Source organism: Pseudomonas sp. NPDC085632 (assembly GCF_044541255.1).
Taxonomy (GTDB): Bacteria; Pseudomonadota; Gammaproteobacteria; order Pseudomonadales; family Pseudomonadaceae; genus Aquipseudomonas.
Genome location: NZ_JBITSX010000030.1, coordinates 12,045 through 30,944 on the forward strand (window position 1 = coordinate 12,045; position 18,900 = coordinate 30,944).

Genomic DNA, 18,900 nt, shown 5'->3' on the forward strand with positions numbered 1-18,900 from the left:
CGGACAACTCCAATGCAAGGGTTTACCCCCTCGACGATGCCATGACCACCCCAATCCCCTGCTACCACTGCGCCCTGCCCGTCCCTGCCGGCAGCCGCTTCACCGCCGTCGTGCTCGGGCAATCCCGCGAATTCTGCTGCCCGGGCTGTCAGGCCGTGGCCGAAGCCATCGTCGCTGGTGGTCTGGAAAGCTACTACCAACACCGCAGCGAAGCTTCCGCCAACCCTGACGCATTGCCGGTGCAACTGACCGACGAACTGGCGCTGTACGACCGCGCCGATGTCCAGCAACCGTTCGTCCGCCATGAAGGCGAACTGGCCGAAACCACGCTGTTGATGGAAGGCATCAGTTGCGCAGCGTGTGGCTGGCTGATCGAGAAACACCTACGCACACTGCCCGCCGTGGCCGAGGCGCGGCTGAATCTGTCCAACCACCGCTTGCACGTGAGTTGGGCCGATGCGCAATTACCGCTGAGCCAGATCCTCGCCGAACTGCGCCACATCGGTTACGCCGCCCACCCGTATCAGGCCGACCGCGCCAGCGAACAACTGGCCAGCGAAAACCGCCTCGCCCTGCGCCAGCTCGGCGTGGCCGGTTTGCTGTGGTTTCAGGCGATGATGGCGACCATGGCCACCTGGCCAGAATTCAATATCGACCTCAGCCCCGAGCTGCACACGATCCTGCGCTGGGTCGCGCTGTTCCTGACCACGCCGATTGTGTTCTACAGCTGCGCGCCGTTCTTCAAAGGCGCAATGCGCGATCTGCGCACGCGCCACCTGACCATGGATGTTTCGGTATCACTGGCGATCGGCAGCGCCTACATCGCCGGGATCTGGACCTCGATCACCGGCGTCGGCGAGTTGTATTTCGATGCGGTCGGCATGTTTGCGTTGTTCCTGCTCGCCGGTCGCTATCTGGAACGCCGCGCCCGCGAACGCACCGCTGCCGCCACCGCGCAATTGGTCAATCTGTTGCCTGCCTCTTGCCTGCGCCTTGATTCCGCCGGCCAGAGCGAACGCATCCTTCTCAGCGAGCTACGCCTCGGCGAGCGGATTCTGGTGCAGGCCGGCTCGATTCTGCCGGCGGATGGCAAAATCATCGACGGCCAGTCGAGCATCGACGAATCGCTGCTCACCGGTGAATACCTGCCGCAACCGCGCATGCCGGGCGATGCGGTCACCGCCGGCACGCTCAACGTTGAAGGCGCGCTGACCGTGGAAGTTCAAGCACTGGGCCAAGACACGCGCCTGTCAGCCATCGTTCGCTTGCTCGACCGCGCCCAGGCGGAAAAACCGCGACTGGCGGAAATCGCCGACCGCGCCGCGCAATGGTTCCTGCTGTTATCACTGATCGCCGCAGCCGCCATTGGCTTGCTCTGGTGGGAGCTGGATTCATCCCGGGCGTTCTGGATCGTCCTTGCCATGCTGGTCGCCACCTGCCCGTGCGCGCTGTCGCTGGCGACACCGACCGCGCTCACTGCCGCCACCGGCACCCTGCACAAACTCGGCTTGCTGCTGACCCGTGGCCATGTGCTGGAAGGCCTGAATCAGATCGACACAGTGATCTTCGACAAGACTGGCACCCTCACCGAAGGCCGACTGGTGCTGCGTTCGATTCGCCCACTCGGCGCGCAGGACAGCGATCAATGCCTGAGCCTCGCCGCCGCGCTGGAAAACCGTTCGGAGCACCCGATTGCCCGCGCCTTCGGCCGTGCGCCGCTGGCCGCTGAAGACGTCCACAGCACGCCGGGGCTTGGCCTCGAGGGGTTGGTCGGCGGACAGCGCTTGCGCATTGGCCAGACGGAATTTGTCTGCGCCCTGAGCGGCGCTACGGCACCGTCGATGCCGGACGAGGCGGGTCAATGGCTGCTGCTCGGCGACACTCAAGGGCCACTGGCGTGGTTCGTCCTCGACGATCGCTTGCGTGATGACGCCCCCGCGCTGCTCGCCGCTTGCAAGGCACGTGGCTGGCGCACATTGCTGTTGTCCGGCGACAGCTCGCCGATGGTCGCCAGTGTGGCGGCCGAACTGGGCATTGATGAGGCTCGGGGTGGTCTGCGTCCGGACGACAAACTGCAAGTCTTGCAGCAACTGCACAAGGAAGGTCGCAAAGTGTTGATGCTCGGCGACGGCGTCAATGACGTGCCGGTACTCGCAGCGGCGGACATCAGCGTGGCCATGGGTTCGGCCACCGATCTGGCGAAAACCAGCGCCGACGCCGTGCTGCTGTCCAACCGCCTCGACGCGCTGGTCCAGGCTTTCACGTTGGCGCGTCGCACCCGTCGGGTAATCATCGAGAACCTGCTGTGGGCTGCGCTGTACAATGGCCTCATGTTGCCGTTCGCCGCCCTCGGCTGGATCACTCCGGTGTGGGCTGCCGTCGGCATGTCGATCAGTTCGCTGACCGTGGTGCTCAATGCCTTGCGCCTGACTCGTTTGCCGAGTCCGCCGCCCGCCAGCACCCGATCGCAAACCCGCCCGCTGCCGGCCTGAGCCGCGCGGACGTCTGGAGTACAGATGCCAGCTCTCTACGTGATGATTCCGGCCGCGCTGCTGATCGTGGCCATCGCCGTGTACATCTTTTTCTGGGCGGTGGACAGCGGTCAGTACGACGACCTCGACGGCCCGGCGCACAGCATCCTGTTCGACGATCAGGATCCGAACCACACGGCGGCGGTGGACGAAGCCAACCCCAACAAACCGGACGACAAGGCCCCACCCCATGCTTGAACTGGCGCCCTTGCTGGTATCGGCATTGATCCTCGGCTTGCTCGGTGGCGGTCATTGTCTGGGCATGTGCGGCGGTTTGATGGGCGCGCTGACCCTGGCGATTCCCAAAGAACAGCGCAGCCGCCGCTTTCGTTTGCTGCTGGCGTATAACCTTGGGCGGATTCTCAGTTACGCCACGGCGGGCTTGCTGATCGGGCTCGCGGGGTGGGCGGTGGCGAACAGTCCGGCGGCGCTGTTCATGCGTGTGTTGGCCGGGTTGTTGCTGATTGCCATGGGTTTGTATCTGGCCGGCTGGTGGAGCGGGTTGACGCGCATTGAAAGTTTGGGGCGCGGGCTGTGGCGCTACATTCAACCCGTCGCCAATCGCTTGCTGCCGGTGTCGAGTCTGCCTCGCGCGCTATTGCTTGGCGCATTGTGGGGCTGGCTGCCGTGCGGACTGGTTTACAGCACGTTGTTGTGGTCGGCGAGTCAGGGCAATGCGCTGGACAGTGCGTTGTTGATGCTTGCGTTTGGCCTCGGCACTTGGCCAGTGTTGCTCGCCACAGGTCTTGCGGCAGAACGCGTCACCGCCATTTTGCGCAAACGCAGCGTGCGCATGGCCGGAGGTTTGTTGGTGATTCTTTTCGGGATCTGGACATTGCCCGGGCCGCACCAGCATTGGCTGATGGGGCATTAAGAGCAAAAGATCGCAGCCTGCGGCAGCTCCTACATTGGAATGTGTCCCCCTGTAGGAGCTGCCGCAGGCTGCGATCTTTTGATCCTGTGCTGTTGATGCAAATCAACAGCCCCATCGCCGCACCCCGATAGACTCGCTCACACTGCCAGCCTATCCGGGGGAATGCCCGCATGCTCGACGCCATTCGTTGGGACACCGATTTGATCCGCCGCTACGACCTGGCGGGGCCGCGCTACACCTCTTATCCGACCGCTGTGCAATTTCACAGTCAAGTCGGCACTTTCGACCTGTTCCATGCCCTGCGTGACAGCCGTAAATCCCTGCGCCCGTTGTCGCTGTACGTGCATGTGCCGTTCTGCGCGAACATTTGCTACTACTGCGCCTGCAACAAGGTCATCACCAAGGATCGCGGTCGCGCGCTGCCGTACTTGCAGCGGCTGGAGCAGGAAGTCCAGTTGATCGCCTGCCATCTCGACCCGGCACAAAAAGTCGAGCAATTGCACTTTGGCGGCGGCACGCCGACCTTTCTCAGCCATGACGAACTGCGTCAGCTGATGGCGCACCTGCGCAAGCAGTTCAATCTGCTGGACGACGACTCCGGCGACTACGGCATCGAGATCGACCCGCGCGAAGCCGACTGGTCGACCATGGGCCTGCTGCGCGAACTCGGCTTCAACCGGGTCAGCATCGGCCTGCAAGACCTCGATCCGGCGGTGCAGCGCGCGGTCAATCGCCTGCAAAGTCTGGAGGAAACCCGCGCGGTGATCGATGCGGCGCGCACCCTGCAATTTCGCTCGATCAATATCGACTTGATCTACGGGTTGCCCAAGCAGACCCCGGAAAATTTCGCCCGCACCGTCGAGGAAGTCATCAGCCTGCAACCGGACCGGCTCTCGGTGTTCAACTACGCGCACCTGCCGGAGCGCTTCATGCCGCAGCGGCGGATCGATGGCAACGAACTGCCGGCGCCTGCGCAGAAACTGGAAATGCTCGAACGCACCATCGAACAGCTCACCGCCGCTGGTTATCGCTACATTGGCATGGATCACTTCGCCCTGCCCGATGACGAGTTGGCGATTGCCCAGGAAGAAGAAACCCTGCAACGCAACTTCCAGGGTTACACCACTCACGGCCATTGCGATCTGATTGGTCTGGGGGTTTCCGCGATCAGCCAGATCGGCGATCTGTACTGCCAGAACAGCAGCGACCTCAACGAGTACCAGAACACCCTCGCTGCCGCGCAACTGGCAACCAGCCGGGGCCTGGTGTGCAACGCCGATGATCGCTTGCGCCGCGCGGTGATCCAGCAACTGATCTGCAACTTCAGTCTGGAATTCGCCGAGATCGAGCAGCAGTTCAACATCGACTTCCAGGGTTACTTCGGCGCACTGTGGCCGCAGCTGCAAGGCATGGCCAGCGATGGTTTGATCGAACTGGATCGCGAGCGGATTGAAGTGTTGCCGGCGGGACGTTTGCTGGTGCGTTCGGTGTGCATGGTGTTCGATGCGTATCTGGAACAGCAGAACCGTCAGCGTTTCTCGCGGGTGATTTAGTTTTTCATCAGCAGCGAACCGACCTTCATATTCTGATCCGCCGTCAGGCCCGACTGCCCCACCACTTTGGACAAGGCCAGGTTGGCGGTGATCAGACCCGTATTCAACGCGGCGATAGCGCCGCGCAGAGCGGCCACCTTGATGATCTTTTCTTCGTTGGAAAGGCGCTTGTCGGCCATGACCGCTTCGATGAGCGCCTTTTTCTCGGCAATCTGCTTTTGCAATTTGCGGATCATTTTCAGCAATTGCTGGATGTTCTCCGGCAACCCGCTGTCTTCGATGTCGCTGTTTTCGCCACCGGTACTGGCAGCCTTTTCAATCGAGGCACCGGACAGCGACACTTTGACGCCCTCGACCAAGGTCGGGGTTGCCTCTTCGGACGAACTTGGATCGCGTGCATTGCCTGACGCCGTTTTAAACGTTTCCGGCATTGCCGCAACGTCGCTGTTACCGGGGCCCAGCGTGCCAATGACGGCCATCGATTCGTTCCTTGTATGCACTTTGATACCTGTTTATCGGCTGCTGGTCCTGTGGCTTTATGGCTGTAGGGCAAAGTCGCCCCAGACTGGCCTGAATGTCCTCCCGTGGGTTACCCTTACGGCTTATGTGTGTTTTCCCACAAGGATCTAAGAAATGTCCGAGCCAGTTAAACTGCGCGCTCACAACCAGGCTCACTGCAAGGATTGCAGCCTGGCCCCTCTCTGCCTGCCACTTTCTCTGAATCTGGAAGACATGGATGCGCTGGACGAAATCGTTAAACGCGGCCGCCCGCTGAAAAAGGGCGAGTTCCTGTTCCGCCAGGGCGACACGTTCGATTCCGTCTATGCAGTACGCTCCGGCGCCCTGAAGACCTTCAGCCTGAGCGACAGCGGCGAAGAACAGCTCACCGGTTTCCACCTGCCGAGCGAACTGGTCGGCCTGTCCGGCATGGACACCGAGAAACACCCGGTCTCCGCCCAGGCACTGGAAACCACCTCGGTCTGCGAAATCCCTTTTGAACGCCTCGATGAACTGGCCCTGCAACTGCCGCAGCTGCGTCGCCAGTTGATGCGCGTGATGAGCCGTGAAATCCGCGACGACCAGCAAATGATGTTGCTGCTGTCGAAGAAAACCGCCGACGAGCGCATCGCCACCTTCCTGGTCAACCTGTCGGCACGCTTCCGCGCTCGCGGCTTCTCGGCCAACCAGTTCCGCCTGAGCATGTCGCGCAATGAAATCGGCAACTACCTCGGTCTGGCGGTAGAAACCGTGTCCCGCGTGTTCACCCGTTTCCAGCAGAACGAATTGATCGCCGCCGAGGGCAAGGAGATTCATATCCTCGACCCGATCCAGCTCTGCGCGCTGGCCGGTGGCTCGATCGAAGGCTGATCTCGATCCGCGGTTGAGCGAAGCGTTTCAGCCGCGGGTATACTGCGCCGTTTGCAGCCCTGCCAGGACACCTCGACGATGGTCTTCGACTCCTTCGACATCAAATCGCTAATCCGCCCCGTGATCGACTTCCCGAAACCGGGCGTGATCTTTCGCGACATCACCCCGCTGTTCCAGTCGCCCAAGGCCCTGCGCCTGGTGATGGACAGCTTCGCCCACCGTTATGTGGAAGCCGATTTCACCCACATCGGCGCGATGGATGCACGTGGTTTCCTGATCGGCTCGGTGCTGGCCTATCAGTTGAACAAGCCGCTGGTGCTGTTCCGCAAGCAAGGCAAACTGCCGGCGGACGTGTTGGCCGAAGGTTACGCGACCGAGTACGGCGAAGCGTTTCTGGAAGTGCATGCTGACAGCCTGTGTGAAGGCGATTCGGTGGTGATGTTCGATGACTTGATCGCCACGGGCGGCACGCTGATTGCGGCAGCCAACCTGATTCGCCGGATGGGTGCGCGGGTGCATGAAGCAGCGGCGATTATTGATTTGCCGGAGCTGGGTGGGTCGCAGCGGCTTGAAGACATGGGCATTCCTACCTTCTGCCTGACACAGTTTGCCCTGACCGATAAATAATCAAGATCAAAAGATCGCAGCCTCCGGCAGCTCCTACATTGGAATGTGCGTTTCCCTGTAGGAGCTGCCGAAGGCTGCGATCTTTTGCCTTTAGAGCCCCATCTGCTTACTGATGATCTCGTTCATCACCTCCCGCGTCCCGCCGCCAATCGACAGAATGCGGTTATCCCGATACAGCCGCTCCACCAGACTCTCGCGCATATAGCCCAACCCGCCAAGAATCTGCACCGCCTCGGTGGTGATCCGGTCCGAGGTGTCCGTGGCAAAGTTCTTCGCCATGGAAATCTCCTTGATCACACTCTGCCCCGCCGCCATTTTCGCCGCTTGCCGGTAAGTGAACTCGCGCGAGACCTCCAGCGCCGTGGCCATCTCGGCGAGGCGATGCTTGATCACCTGAAACTTGCCGATCGGCTTGCCAAACGCTTCACGCTCGCGCGCCCATTTCAGACTCTCTTCCAACGCTAGCTGTGAAGTCATGTTGGCCATCAACGCCAACGCCAGCCGTTCACTCTGAAAGTTACCCATGATGCAGGCGAAGCCCATGTTCTCGGCGCCGATCAGATTGCCCACCGGCACGCGGCAATCGTCGAAGAACAATTCAGCGGTGTCTGACGCCCACCAGCCCATTTTCTTCAACTGCCGGCCGACGGTGAAGCCCGGCGTGCCCTTCTCGATCAACAACAGGCTGATGCCGGCGAAACCCGGTGCACCGGTGCGCACCGCGACGGTGTAGTAATCCGCGCGCACGCCGCTGGTAATAAAGGTTTTGCTGCCGCTCACCCGATAGAAATCGCCGTCACGCAACGCGCGGGTCTGCAGGTTGGCGACGTCGGAACCGCCGCCCGGCTCGGTAACCGCCAGGGCGCTGATTTTCTCGCCGCTGAGCACTTGCGGCACGACGCGGTCACGGACTTCGGGGCGCGCCCATTTGACGATGGGGGGCAGGCCGATATCCAGCGAGCCGAGCCCCGCTACCAGCCCGCCAGAACCGCAGCGCATCAACTCCTCACTGGCGGCGACCTTGGCGAACAGATCGCCTGCATGGCTGCCTCCCAGCGCCTCGGGGTAACCGATGCCGAGGATGCCCGCCGCGCCCGCCTTCAGGTACAGCTCACGGGGGAAGCTTTCGGCTTCTTCCCACTGATCGATGTCCGGCAGGATCTCGCGTTCGACGAAACGTCTGACGCTGTCGCGAACCATTTGGTGGCTGGGGTCGAAGTATTCCTGAAAGGCAGGCATGGGCGAGCTCCACGGAAGGGTTCGCCGAACTTAACCGAGCGCTTGCTTGGTTTACAACCAGATTGTGTGAATCAGCAAAACCGAGTCGCCGCCTTCGCGAGCAAGCTCGCTCCCACAGGGGATTTGTAAACGACACAAAACCAATGTGGGAGCGAGCTTGCTCGCGAAAGCGTCAGTTCAGACGCTGCAAAATCAGAGGGAAATCGGTTTACGCCCGGCAAACGAATGCGCCAGCGTGCCGCCATCGACCAGCTCCAGCTCGCCACCCAACGGCACGCCGTGGGCGATCCGCGAAGCGATCAGGCCTTTGTTGCTCAGCAGTTGTGCGATGTAATGCGCCGTCGCCTCGCCTTCCACTGTCGGGTTGGTCGCAAGGATGACTTCAGCAAAAGTCCCCGCCTCCTCAATCCGCGCCATCAACTGCGGAATGCCGATCGCCTCGGGCCCCAGACCATCAAGCGGCGACAAATGCCCCTTGAGCACAAAGTAACGCCCACGGAAGCCAGTCTGTTCGACCGCATACACATCCATTGGTCCTTCCACCACGCAGAGCAACGTGTCGTCGCGGCGGGTATCGGCGCATTGCGGGCACAAATCGTCTTCGGTCAGCGTGCGGCACTGGCGGCAGTGGCCGACCCCCTCCATGGCTTGGCTCAGGGCCTGTGCCAGACGCAGGCCGCCGCTGCGGTCACGCTCGAGCATCTGCAACGCCATGCGCTGGGCGGTTTTCTGACCCACGCCCGGCAAGGTGCGCAGCGCGTCGATCAGTTGGCGAATCAAAGGGCTGAAGCTCATGGGTAAAAAGTCCGACAAAACAACGAGACGCGGTTTATACCCGCGCCTCTGGCCAGCGTCAAATACTCAGTCCTGCGCAACCCGCACCACCAGTTTGCCGAAATTGCGCCCTTCAAGCAGACCGATAAACGCTTCAGGCGCCTGCTCCAGGCCTTCGACCACGTCTTCACGGAATTTCACCTTGCCGTCGCGCACCCACGGCACCATGTGACTGATGAATTCCGGCTGACGATCACCGTAGTCATCGAACACGATGAAGCCCTGAATGCGCACGCGTTTGGTCAGCAGTGTGCGTTGCAACATCGGCAGGCGATCCGGGCCTTTTGGCGCCTCGGCGGCGTTGTAACCGGCGATCAGACCGCACAGCGGGATACGTGCCTTGGGGTTGAGCAACGGCACCACGGCATCGAACACATGACCGCCGACGTTCTCGTAATAGATGTCGATGCCATTGGGGCAGGCCTTGGTCAACTGTTCAGCGAAATCCGCAGCCTTGTGATCGATGCAGGCGTCAAAACCCAGTTCTTCGACCACGTATTTGCATTTGTCGGCACCGCCGGCCACGCCGACCGCGCGCAGGCCTTTGATCTTCGCCACTTGGCCGACCACCGAGCCCACCGCTCCGGATGCAGCGGCTACGACTAGCGTTTCGCCTTCTTTAGGTTGACCGATGTCCATCAAACCCATGTACGCGGTCATACCCGGCATGCCCAAAACACCCAGGGCCATCGACGGGCTCGGTAGCCCGGCAGGGATCGGGATGATGTTGCGCCCGTCGCTGATGCTGTGGCTTTGCCAACCGGTGGCGCCGACCACCAGATCGCCCTTATGAAACTTCGGATGACGGGAGTCCTCGACACGGCTGACCGCGCCGCCGGTCATCACTTCGCCGATGTGTACCGGCGCGGCGTAGGACGGAGCGTCACTCATGCGTCCGCGCATGTAGGGGTCGAGGGACAGATAGAGGGTTTTCAGCAGCACCTCACCGTCCGCAAGATCCGGCAGCGCTTCGCGTTCGAGGCGGAAGTTTTCCGGTGTCGGTGCGCCAACCGGGCGCGAGGCGAGAACGAAGCGTTGATTGAGGGTAAGAGGGTCGGACATGTCAGCGTCTCCTGTGAATGATGAATTCAGCGGGTATAGGGAGCAGACCGTAGCGGCTTTTGCGCGTTCGATGTTTATTCAGTTGGCCGGGATTGATCGTTCCCATGCTCCGCGTGGGAACGATCAACCAGAAACAAAAATGCCAGGCGCAATGCCTGGCATTTTGTGTAGCTCATCTGCTGCCGATTGGCGAATCAGAATGGCAGTTTCATACCGGCTGGCAGGTTCATGCCGGCGGTCATGTTGCCCATTTTATCCTGGCTGTTCTTTTCGATCTTGCGCACAGCGTCATTGACGGCAGAAGCGATTACCGCTTCCAGCATCTCTTTGTCGTCTTCGCTCATGCCTTCAACCAGGCTTGGGTCGATGCTGACGCTCTTCACGTCGTGACGACCGGTCATCACCACGGTGACCATATCGCCGCCGGCCTTACCGGTGACTTCGGCGTTGGCCAGTTCTTCCTGCATCTTGGCCATTTTTTCCTGCATCTGCTGCGCCTGCTTCATCAGGCCGGCCATGCCACCTTTCATCATGGGAATCACCTCAAAGTACTTGGATCAAAACAGCGCCCGGCCAGCAAGGCCGGGCACCTTCAGTTATTAGCCCTGGGCGACCAAGGCGTCGACAGGTTCAATAGTATCGTGTCGCACCACCGCGCCGAACTGCTGAACCATCTGCTGGATGAACGGATCACCGTGAATCGACTCCTCCGCCTCGCGCTGACGGTTGGCACGCCGACGGGACGCGGCCTGGGCCGGGGTCTCCTGCTCGGGCTTGATCAGTTCGATGGTCAGGCTCAGCGTGCGACCGTGGAACTGGTTCAAGGCATCGTTCAGGCGTCGCTGCTGCGTAGCGTTGAACAGTGCGCTGTGCGCCGGATCGAGGTGCATCAGCCAATGGTCGCCATCGACGGCGATCAGCGTGCAGTTGGCGGCGATGCTCCCGGTCATGCCGGAGATCGGCAGTTTCGGGAACAGCTCCAGCCATTGCAACGCCAGACCTGTGGCCGGCGCCGCCGCCGGTTCTGGCTCGGGCTCCGGGGCTGGCTCGGCGGCGTGTTCGCTGGCCAGTTCGTCGAGGTAGCTGTAAGCCGAATCCATGTCCGGCTCGATGTAATCCTCGTCCAGCGGCGGCTCGTCGTCCAGGTCCATGCCCGGTGTGGCTGCATCGACCTCGGCGACCGACGGCTCGGGAATCGGCGCGGCGGCCCATTCTGGCGCTTCCGGGACGACGCTGTCCGGGGTCGGCAACGGCATCGGCGGCAACTCGGGTTGCTCGGCGGCGGTTTCCAGTACAGGTTCGACGGCGGGTTGCTGGGCCGGTTCAGGCTCGAGCTCGGCTTCGGGCGCAGTCTCTACCGGATCATTCCACGGCAGGTCGACCACCTCTTCAGCGACGACGGGCACTGGCTCAGGCTCAGGCTCTGGCGCAGCAACAGTAGCAACCGGTGCAGGCTCGGGAGCCGGCGCAGGTGCAGCCACTGGCGCTGGCGCCGGCGCAACCGCCTCAGCGACTACCGGCGCAGGTTTAGGCGCGGCAGCCACTGAGTTTGCGGAATCAACTGTGGCCTGGCTGATCCCCACTGGCTTTAGCGGTTGCCTCGGGGCGTCCGCCGTATCTGCCGGCCGGAAGGCGAGCATTCGCAGCAGGACCATTTCGAAACCGCCGCGCGGATCCGGCGCCAACGGCAAATCGCGGCGACCGATCAAGCCCATCTGGTAATAGAACTGCACGTCTTCGGCCGGCAAGGCCTGCGCCAAGGCCAACACGCGATCGCGGTCGCCATGGCCGTTGTCGACACCTTCCGGCAGCGCCTGAGCGATGGCCACGCGGTGCAGCACGTTGAGAATTTCCGACAGCACGCCGTTCCAGTCCGGGCCTTGCTCGGCCAGGTGACGCACGGCCTCGAGCAATGCCTTGGCGTCACCTTCGATCAACGAATGCAGGACGTCATACACCTGACCATGATCCAACGTGCCGAGCATCGCCCGCACGTCGGTGGCGAGCACCTTGCCTTCACCGAAGGCAATCGCCTGATCGGTCAGGCTCATGGCGTCTCGCATCGAACCGTCAGCGGCGCGACCGAGCAACCACAGTGCATCGTCTTCGAACGGCACGTTTTCGGCGGTCAATACGTGGGTCAAATGCTCGACCACGCGCTCCGGCGTCATGTTCTTCAGCGAGAACTGCAGGCAGCGCGACAAAATCGTTGCCGGAAGTTTCTGCGGGTCAGTGGTCGCGAGGATGAACTTGACGTACGGCGGCGGCTCTTCGAGGGTTTTCAGCAGCGCATTGAAGGAATGGCTGGAAAGCATGTGCACTTCGTCGATCAGGTAGACCTTGAAGCGCCCACGGCTCGGCGCGTACTGCACGTTGTCGAGCAGTTCACGGGTGTCTTCGACCTTGGTGCGGCTCGCGGCGTCGATCTCGATCAGGTCGACGAAGCGCCCCTCATCGATTTCACGGCACACAGAGCACTCGCCGCACGGGCTGGAAGTGATACCTGTCTCACAGTTCAGGCATTTGGCAATGATCCGCGCAATCGTGGTTTTACCCACTCCGCGCGTACCGGTGAACAGGTACGCGTGGTGCAGCCGCTGGCTGTCCAAGGCATTGATCAGAGCCTTGAGCACATGGGTCTGGCCGACCATTTCGCGGAACGAGCGCGGACGCCATTTACGTGCAAGAACCTGATAACTCATCGAAAACCGTCGCAACGAAGGAAGCTGAAGCGGCTAATGCTAGCGGAGCAAGGGCAAAATTGCATCCGGTGTCCTCGTCTAATATGGCTAAGCTGCATCAGCAGAGGCTTTTATCGGCTCGGGATCGGGAATTACCGGAGCGTTTATGCGGTGGGCCGTGGGGGCGTTGCTGGGAATCAGCCTGAACGTGACGGCAGCGGAAACCCCGTTGCGCTTCGCCATGCCTGACAGCTGGGCGATGCCGATGGTGCAATTCGAGCGCGGGCGCCCGACTCAGGGCATCCTTTACGACCTGATGCTCAGCCTGGCCACGCAGGTCGGCGTACCGGCCGAGTTTCACGTCCTGCCCCGCGCCCGCGTGCAGACTTCCATGGAGCATGGCGAAATAGATGTGCGCTGCTATGCCGCGCAGTCGTGGCTGCCGAATCAGTCGGGGGATTACATCTGGAGTCTTCCGCTGTTCTTTCAGCGCGATCTATTGATCAGCCGCCAGGATCAGCCCGCCAGCGCCGACCCCGCGCATTTGCCCCGCCAATCCATCGGCACCGTCCTCGGCTACACCTACCCGACCCTGCAACCGCTGTTTGATGCTGATCGACTGCAACGCGAAGATGCGCGTAATCAGGAGCAAGTGCTGGAGAAGCTGCTGGCCGGGCGTTATCGCTATGCGGTGAGTAATCAGTGGACGCTGGACTGGTTCAATCAACGCTTGATGCCTGAAAAGCAGTTGCAAGGTGTCGCGGTGTTGCAGGAGCAGAAAGTCGGCTGCTATGTGAGGAATGATCCGAAAGTACCGGTGCAGCGCATTTTGCGCACGTTGCTGCGGATGAAAATGTCGGGGGAGATTGATCAGATTATCCGGCTTTACACCGGCTCCCCTGAAGCCACCCCATAACCCCTGTGGGAGCGAGCCTGCTCGCGAAAGCGGTCTCACAGTCAACTTATCTCTGGCAGGTCTGACGCCTTCGCGAGCAGGCTCGCTCCCACAGTTGACTCAGGGCGCTGGGTAAATCGCAGACACAAAAAAACCGCAGTGGGCGAAACCCATGCAGTTCTGGTTGAAGCGTTCGATTGTTCGTTAAGGTGGTAACCCCACCAGCCACACCCCGGCACACAATGTTCCCGCTGTGGCTGCTGCCTTCCGGCTCTGACCAGGTTCACGGGTAATCGTTGCGGGGGGACCGATGGGGTCACCATAACGACGCTTGCCTGTCGGCGAGCCGCGCCATTGTACCTATCTGAGACGAAGTTACAACCGTTGGTTGCAGATTAAAAATATGAACGGGTTCAAGGACATAAAGATCGCAGCCTGCGACAGCTCTTACAAAGCCAGAACCTCATCCGCCCGGCCGCCCGCTTGCTGGATCACCAGATGAATGAAGTGCAGCTTGGCAATCGCTGGCGCCGGCAGCACGAACGGGTAGAAATCCGGCTGGCCCATGCTGCGTGACAACTCATTGAGCATGCCCGCCAGTTCGATCCACGCGTTGACGAACGACAGAAACGCCTCGCCGCCGGGATGCTCCGGGTCGTACAGCGTGCTGGGCGGAAACGGCTGATAGTCGAAATCCATTTCCCGTGCGCTCATGCCAAAGCCCAACGCGGTGTCGACCGCGTCCATCATGTGCAGGTAATGCGCCCAGGTTTCCGCCCAGTCTTCCCACGGGTGCATGGTTGCGTAGGCACTGACGTAGTGCTGCGGCCAGTCGAGTGGTGCGCCTTGTTGATAATGACGATCAAGGGCCTCGGCGTAACTGGTGCGCTCATCGCCGAACAGGCTGCGGAACGAGCCGAGCCATGGGCCGTTGGCGATCAGTCGATCCCAGTAGTAGTGGCCGACTTCATGGCGAAAATGCCCGAGCAGCGTGCGATACGGTTCGTGCATCTGCGCCCTCACCTGCTCGCGGTGGGCGTCGTCGGCTTCCTTGATGTCGAGGGTGATCAGGCCGTTGGCGTGGCCGGTCATCGGCGCGTTGCCTTCGAGGTCGACGCCGATGAAATCGAAGGCAAGGCCGGTGTCTTCATCCACGGTTTTCGGGATGACCTGCAAGCCGAGGGTAATCAATTGCGCGACGAGACGCCGCTTGGCGATTTCGACTTTGCGCCAGCGCTCAGGGTTGTCTGGATCAGACAAGTCAGGGATGGTGCGGTTAAGGCTGCAAGCGACGCACAGGCTGTCGTGGTCGTTGGCCGGCAGCAGCCAGTTGCACGCGGCGGCTGTGTCGAGGTTGGCGCAGCGGCGAAATAGCCCAGCATCGGGATCGGCGTCGAGCGTCCACGTGCCCTCGTATGGCCCCGCTTGCAGCGAAGTCAGGCGACTTTCTTCCGGTTGATAACCGAGCAATGCGTTACAGGCCAAGCATTGGCTGTTGCGAAAGAACAGCGACTGGCCGCAGCGGCACGGCCAGACTTTGCTGTTGCGTGAGGATTCGCCCATGAACGGCGCGATGATGCGAGAACTGAGCTGCTCGAAAAAGCGGTGCATGGCGATCTCTCCCTGGGGCTTGCCAAGACTAGATCATTCCTGCGGGTTGATCGTTCCAACGCTCTGCGTGGGAATGCATCCAGTGACGCTCCGCGTCACAGCGGACGCGGAGCGTCCGGGGCGGCATTCCCACGCGGGAGCGTGGGAACGATCACTCAGGCGGAGATACCGTGGGTTTTCAGGAAGGCGATGAAGGTTTCTTCGTCCATCACCTTCACACCCAGCTCATTGGCCTTGGTCAGTTTGGAGCCAGCGCCGGGCCCTGCGACCACACAATGGGTCTTCGCCGACACCGAACCTGCGACTTTCGCCCCCAGGCTTTCCAGATGCTCCTTGGCGACATCACGGCTCATCAACTCGACCTTGCCGGTCAGCACCCAGGTCTCGCCGGACAGCGGCAAACCTTCGACGACTTTCTTCTCGCTCTGCCAGTGCATGCCGAAATCACGCAGTTGTTTTTCGGACTCTTCAGCTATTTGACGATGCTCAGGAACAGCAAAAAATTCGCGAACCGAATTCGCCTGCTTCTCCGGCAACGCCTGACGCATGTCCAGCCAGTCGGCATTCATCACTGCTTCCAGCGAGCCGAACTTGTCCGCCAGTTTCTGCGCGCCACCCGGTCCCACCGAAGGAATGTGCAGCTTGTCGAGGAAACCACCCAGCGTGGTGCTGGCCGCGAATTCGGCGCCCAGCTCACCCTGATCCTGAATCTGCAAACCATGGCCGAGCAATTCGGTAATCACCTGCTGGTTATGCGCATCTTCAAAGAAGCTATGAATCTCGTGCGCCACTTCCAGCCCCACGTCCGGCAGGTAGGTCAGCACTTGCGGCAGCGCCTGCTGTACGCGCTCCAGCGAACCCAGCGAGCGCGCCAGCACCTTGGCCGTCTCCTCGCCGACATCGGGAATCCCCAGCGCATAGATGAAGCGCGCCAGCCCCGGCTTCTTGCTGTCTTCAATCGCCGCCAGCAGCTTGTTGCTGGAGACTTCGGCAAAGCCTTCCAGATCGACAATGTCATCGAACTTCAGCGCATACAGGTCGGCCGGCGAACTGACCAGACCTTCATCGACCAACTGCTCGACGCTCTTGTCGCCCAAGCCTTCGATGTCCATCGCGCGGCGCGAGACGAAGTGGATGATCGCCTGCTTCAGTTGCGCACCACAGGCCAGACGGCCAACGCAGCGATACACAGCGCCTTCGCTGATGGTTTCCTTGCCTTTGCTGCGTTTGATCAGTTGCGTGCGTTCGACGTGGGAACCGCAGACCGGGCAGCTCTCGGGAATCGCCACCGGCCGTGCGTTTTCCGGACGACGCTCCAGAACCACCTGGACCACTTGCGGAATCACATCACCGGCGCGGCGAATGATCACGGTGTCGCCGATCATCAGGCCCAGACGCGCGACTTCATCCATGTTGTGCAGCGTGGCGTTGGCCACGGTGACACCGGCGACCTTGACCGGTTTCAAACGAGCGACCGGGGTGACAGCGCCGGTACGACCGACTTGAAACTCGACGTCGAGCAGCTCAGTGAGTTCTTCCATCGCCGGGAATTTATGCGCGATCGCCCAACGCGGTTCGCGGGCGCGGAAGCCCAGCTCGCGCTGGTCGGCAATGCTGTTGACCTTGAACACCACACCGTCGATTTCATAGGTCAGCGAGTTACGGCGCGCGCCGATGTCGCGGTAGTAATCGAGGCATTCGTCGATGCCCTTGGCCAGTTTCAGTTCGTGACTGATCGGCATGCCCCATGTCTGCAATTGCTTGAGGTTGCCGATGTGCGTGTCGGCAATATCGTGGGAGACCTGACCGATGCCGTAGCAGCAGAACTCCAGCGGACGGTTAGCAGTGATCTTCGAATCGAGCTGGCGCAGGCTGCCGGCCGCAGCGTTGCGTGGATTGGCGAAGGTCTTGCCGCCGATTTCCAGTTGCGAGGCGTTGAGCCGCTCGAAACCGGCCTTGGACATGAACACTTCACCGCGCACTTCCAGGGTCGCCGGCCAGCCTTCGCCGTGCAGCTTCAGCGGGATGTTGCGCACGGTACGCACGTTGACGCTGATGTCTTCGCCAGTGGTGCCGTCGCCGCGCGTGGCGCCGCGCACCAGCACGCCGTCCTGATAGAGCAGGCTGACCGCCAGGCCATCGAGTTTCGGCTCGCAGCTGTACTCCACCGCCGCACTGCCGCCGAACAGATCGCCCGCCGGCAGATCCAGACCTTCGGTGACGCGGCGATCAAACTCGCGCATGTCGGTTTCTTCGAAGGCGTTGCCGAGACTGAGCATCGGCACTTCGTGACGCACCTGAGTGAACGCGGTCAGCGCCACGCTGCCGACGCGCTGTGTCGGCGAATCGCTGGTGATCAGTTCCGGATTGGCCGCCTCCAGCGCCTTGAGCTCGTGGAACAACCGGTCGTACTCGGCGTCCGGAATGCTCGGCTCGTCGAGGACGTGATAACGGTAGTTGTGCTGATCGAGTTCAGCGCGTAGCTCAAGAATGCGGTTTTTGGCGGCGGTCATGGGGTGTTCTCTCATAAAGCAAAAGAGCAGCCGAGGCTGCTCTAATTCATCTATCTCTGGCAGCAGAAGCAAAAGATCGCAGCCTTCGTCAGCGCCTACAGACATCGCAATCCTGTAGGAGCTGTCGAGTGAAACGAGGCTGCGATCTTTTGATCTTGGCCTTAGCGCTTCTGGGTCAGGGCGCGACGTTCGAATTCGACGATGCGCTGACGGTAGTGTTCGATGGTCTGCGCGGTCAGAACGCTGCGCTGGTCATCTTTCAGCTCGCCGTTCAATTCCTGCGACAGCTTGCGGGCTGCAGCCACCATCACATCGAAGGCTTGCTTCGGATGACGCGGGCCTGGCAGGCCGAGGAAGAAGCTCACCGCCGGAGTGCTGAAATGGTCAATGTCGTCCAGATCAAAGATGCCCGGCTTGACCGCGTTGGCCATGGAGAACAGCACTTCACCGTTGCCGGCCATGCTTTCGTGGCGATGGAAGATATCCATCTCACCGAAACGCAGACCGCTTTCGAGAATGTTCTGCAGCAGCGCCGGGCCTTTGAAGCCAGCGGCATCACGGCAGATCACGCTGATGACCAATACTTCTTCAGCTTGCGGCTGATCCTTGTCGACCACGGCCGGCGACGGCTTGGTGTCTTCTACGAAGTCGTCGTCACGGCTGCTGAAGCTCGGGCCGCCGTCCAGATCCAGGTCGAGGTTCAGGTCACCCTGCGCCGGGCCATTGCTGCCACGCTTGCCACGTTTCGAGCCGGACTCGCGAGGCTCGCGTGCTTCGCGGGCCGGCATGCTCACCGACGGCAGATCGTGTTCGTCCAGCTGTGGTTCTTTATGGTTGTCCAGAACACGGGCCGGGCCCAACAGCTCCGCGCTGGTGTCCTCGTCCGGCAGGTTGGACAGACTTCGGTCAAGACGGAATTTCAGTTTTCCCTTGCCGCCGCGCATACGGCGCCAGCCATCGAAAAGAATACCGGCTATCACAATGATGCCGATGACGATCAGCCACTCGCGCAGACCGATTTCCATGTAATCCCGGGCCTCTATAAAAAATGCTGAAAAATAAGGGGTTTACATTGTGCAAACCGCTTTAAAACGTGGCGCCAACTCTATGTT

At 61.1% G+C, this 18,900-nt stretch carries 16 protein-coding genes and 1 other RNA gene; 7 read left to right on the forward strand and 10 right to left on the reverse strand.

Annotated elements, in window-relative coordinates; genetic code table 11:
• The first annotated feature begins 41 nt into the window (after window positions 1–41).
• From ACIF4X_RS18675 to hemN, 4 genes are all read left to right on the forward strand, one after another.
• Window positions 42–2,492: a heavy metal translocating P-type ATPase gene (locus ACIF4X_RS18675; protein ID WP_397483257.1), complete on the forward strand. Its 2,451-nt coding sequence runs from the start codon at window positions 42–44 to the stop codon at window positions 2,490–2,492.
• 24 nt (window positions 2,493–2,516) lie between these two features.
• Window positions 2,517–2,729: a cbb3-type cytochrome oxidase assembly protein CcoS gene (gene ccoS / locus ACIF4X_RS18680; protein WP_016984738.1), complete on the forward strand. Its 213-nt coding sequence runs from the start codon at window positions 2,517–2,519 to the stop codon at window positions 2,727–2,729.
• The gene (locus ACIF4X_RS18685; RefSeq protein WP_016984739.1) at window positions 2,722–3,405 is read left to right on the forward strand and encodes a sulfite exporter TauE/SafE family protein; all 684 of its coding nucleotides are present in this window, start codon (window positions 2,722–2,724) and stop codon (window positions 3,403–3,405) included. The genes ccoS and ACIF4X_RS18685 overlap by 8 nt, the downstream gene beginning before the upstream one ends.
• A gap of 170 nt (window positions 3,406–3,575) precedes the next feature.
• On the forward strand, window positions 3,576–4,958 hold the full coding sequence (gene hemN, locus ACIF4X_RS18690) for an oxygen-independent coproporphyrinogen III oxidase (protein ID WP_397483258.1): 1,383 nt from the start codon (window positions 3,576–3,578) through the stop codon (window positions 4,956–4,958).
• Here hemN and ACIF4X_RS18695 read toward each other — a convergent pair.
• The gene (locus ACIF4X_RS18695) at window positions 4,955–5,437 is read right to left on the reverse strand and encodes a hypothetical protein (RefSeq protein WP_397483259.1); all 483 of its coding nucleotides are present in this window, start codon (window positions 5,435–5,437) and stop codon (window positions 4,955–4,957) included. The genes hemN and ACIF4X_RS18695 overlap by 4 nt on opposite strands.
• A 154-nt stretch (window positions 5,438–5,591) precedes the next feature.
• On the opposite strand from ACIF4X_RS18695, the gene fnr reads away from it, so the two are divergent.
• Together fnr and ACIF4X_RS18705 are read left to right on the forward strand one after the other, a co-directional pair.
• On the forward strand, window positions 5,592–6,326 hold the full coding sequence (gene fnr / locus ACIF4X_RS18700) for a fumarate/nitrate reduction transcriptional regulator Fnr (protein ID WP_007918332.1): 735 nt from the start codon (window positions 5,592–5,594) through the stop codon (window positions 6,324–6,326).
• 78 nt (window positions 6,327–6,404) lie between these two features.
• Window positions 6,405–6,953: an adenine phosphoribosyltransferase gene (locus ACIF4X_RS18705; protein ID WP_003223345.1), complete on the forward strand. Its 549-nt coding sequence runs from the start codon at window positions 6,405–6,407 to the stop codon at window positions 6,951–6,953.
• Window positions 6,954–7,043: 90 nt separating this feature from the next.
• On the opposite strand, the gene ACIF4X_RS18710 is transcribed toward ACIF4X_RS18705, so the two are convergent.
• The 5 genes from ACIF4X_RS18710 to dnaX form a co-directional block, all read right to left on the reverse strand.
• Window positions 7,044–8,192, reverse strand: a complete 1,149-nt coding sequence (locus ACIF4X_RS18710) for an acyl-CoA dehydrogenase family protein (protein WP_397483260.1) — start codon at window positions 8,190–8,192, stop codon at window positions 7,044–7,046.
• Between the two features lie 192 nt (window positions 8,193–8,384).
• Entirely contained in the window at window positions 8,385–8,987 is a 603-nt protein-coding gene (gene recR, locus ACIF4X_RS18715) for a recombination mediator RecR (protein ID WP_077571853.1), read from the reverse strand.
• 66 nt (window positions 8,988–9,053) lie between these two features.
• Entirely contained in the window at window positions 9,054–10,088 is a 1,035-nt protein-coding gene (locus ACIF4X_RS18720) for an NADP-dependent oxidoreductase (RefSeq protein ID WP_397483261.1), read from the reverse strand.
• A 194-nt stretch (window positions 10,089–10,282) separates the two neighbouring features.
• The gene (locus tag ACIF4X_RS18725; RefSeq protein WP_016984747.1) at window positions 10,283–10,621 is read right to left on the reverse strand and encodes a YbaB/EbfC family nucleoid-associated protein; all 339 of its coding nucleotides are present in this window, start codon (window positions 10,619–10,621) and stop codon (window positions 10,283–10,285) included.
• Between the two features lie 66 nt (window positions 10,622–10,687).
• Window positions 10,688–12,790: a DNA polymerase III subunit gamma/tau gene (gene dnaX / locus ACIF4X_RS18730; RefSeq protein ID WP_397483262.1), complete on the reverse strand. Its 2,103-nt coding sequence runs from the start codon at window positions 12,788–12,790 to the stop codon at window positions 10,688–10,690.
• Between the two features lie 145 nt (window positions 12,791–12,935).
• On the opposite strand from dnaX, the gene ACIF4X_RS18735 reads away from it, so the two are divergent.
• Entirely contained in the window at window positions 12,936–13,685 is a 750-nt protein-coding gene (locus ACIF4X_RS18735) for a substrate-binding periplasmic protein (protein ID WP_397483263.1), read from the forward strand.
• A gap of 195 nt (window positions 13,686–13,880) precedes the next feature.
• On the opposite strand, the gene ffs is transcribed toward ACIF4X_RS18735, so the two are convergent.
• The 4 genes from ffs to zipA form a co-directional block, all read right to left on the reverse strand.
• Window positions 13,881–13,977: signal recognition particle sRNA small type (ffs, locus tag ACIF4X_RS18740), an RNA gene on the reverse strand.
• A gap of 134 nt (window positions 13,978–14,111) precedes the next feature.
• Window positions 14,112–15,275: a putative zinc-binding metallopeptidase gene (locus tag ACIF4X_RS18745; RefSeq protein ID WP_397483264.1), complete on the reverse strand. Its 1,164-nt coding sequence runs from the start codon at window positions 15,273–15,275 to the stop codon at window positions 14,112–14,114.
• A 155-nt stretch (window positions 15,276–15,430) separates the two neighbouring features.
• Window positions 15,431–17,788 (reverse strand): NAD-dependent DNA ligase LigA, encoded by a 2,358-nt coding sequence (ligA, locus tag ACIF4X_RS18750; protein ID WP_397483265.1) that lies wholly within the window; start codon window positions 17,786–17,788, stop codon window positions 15,431–15,433.
• A gap of 161 nt (window positions 17,789–17,949) precedes the next feature.
• A complete protein-coding gene (gene zipA / locus ACIF4X_RS18755; protein WP_397483266.1) occupies window positions 17,950–18,813 on the reverse strand; it encodes a cell division protein ZipA in 864 nt (287 codons plus the stop codon).
• Between the last annotated feature and the right edge of the window lie 87 nt (window positions 18,814–18,900).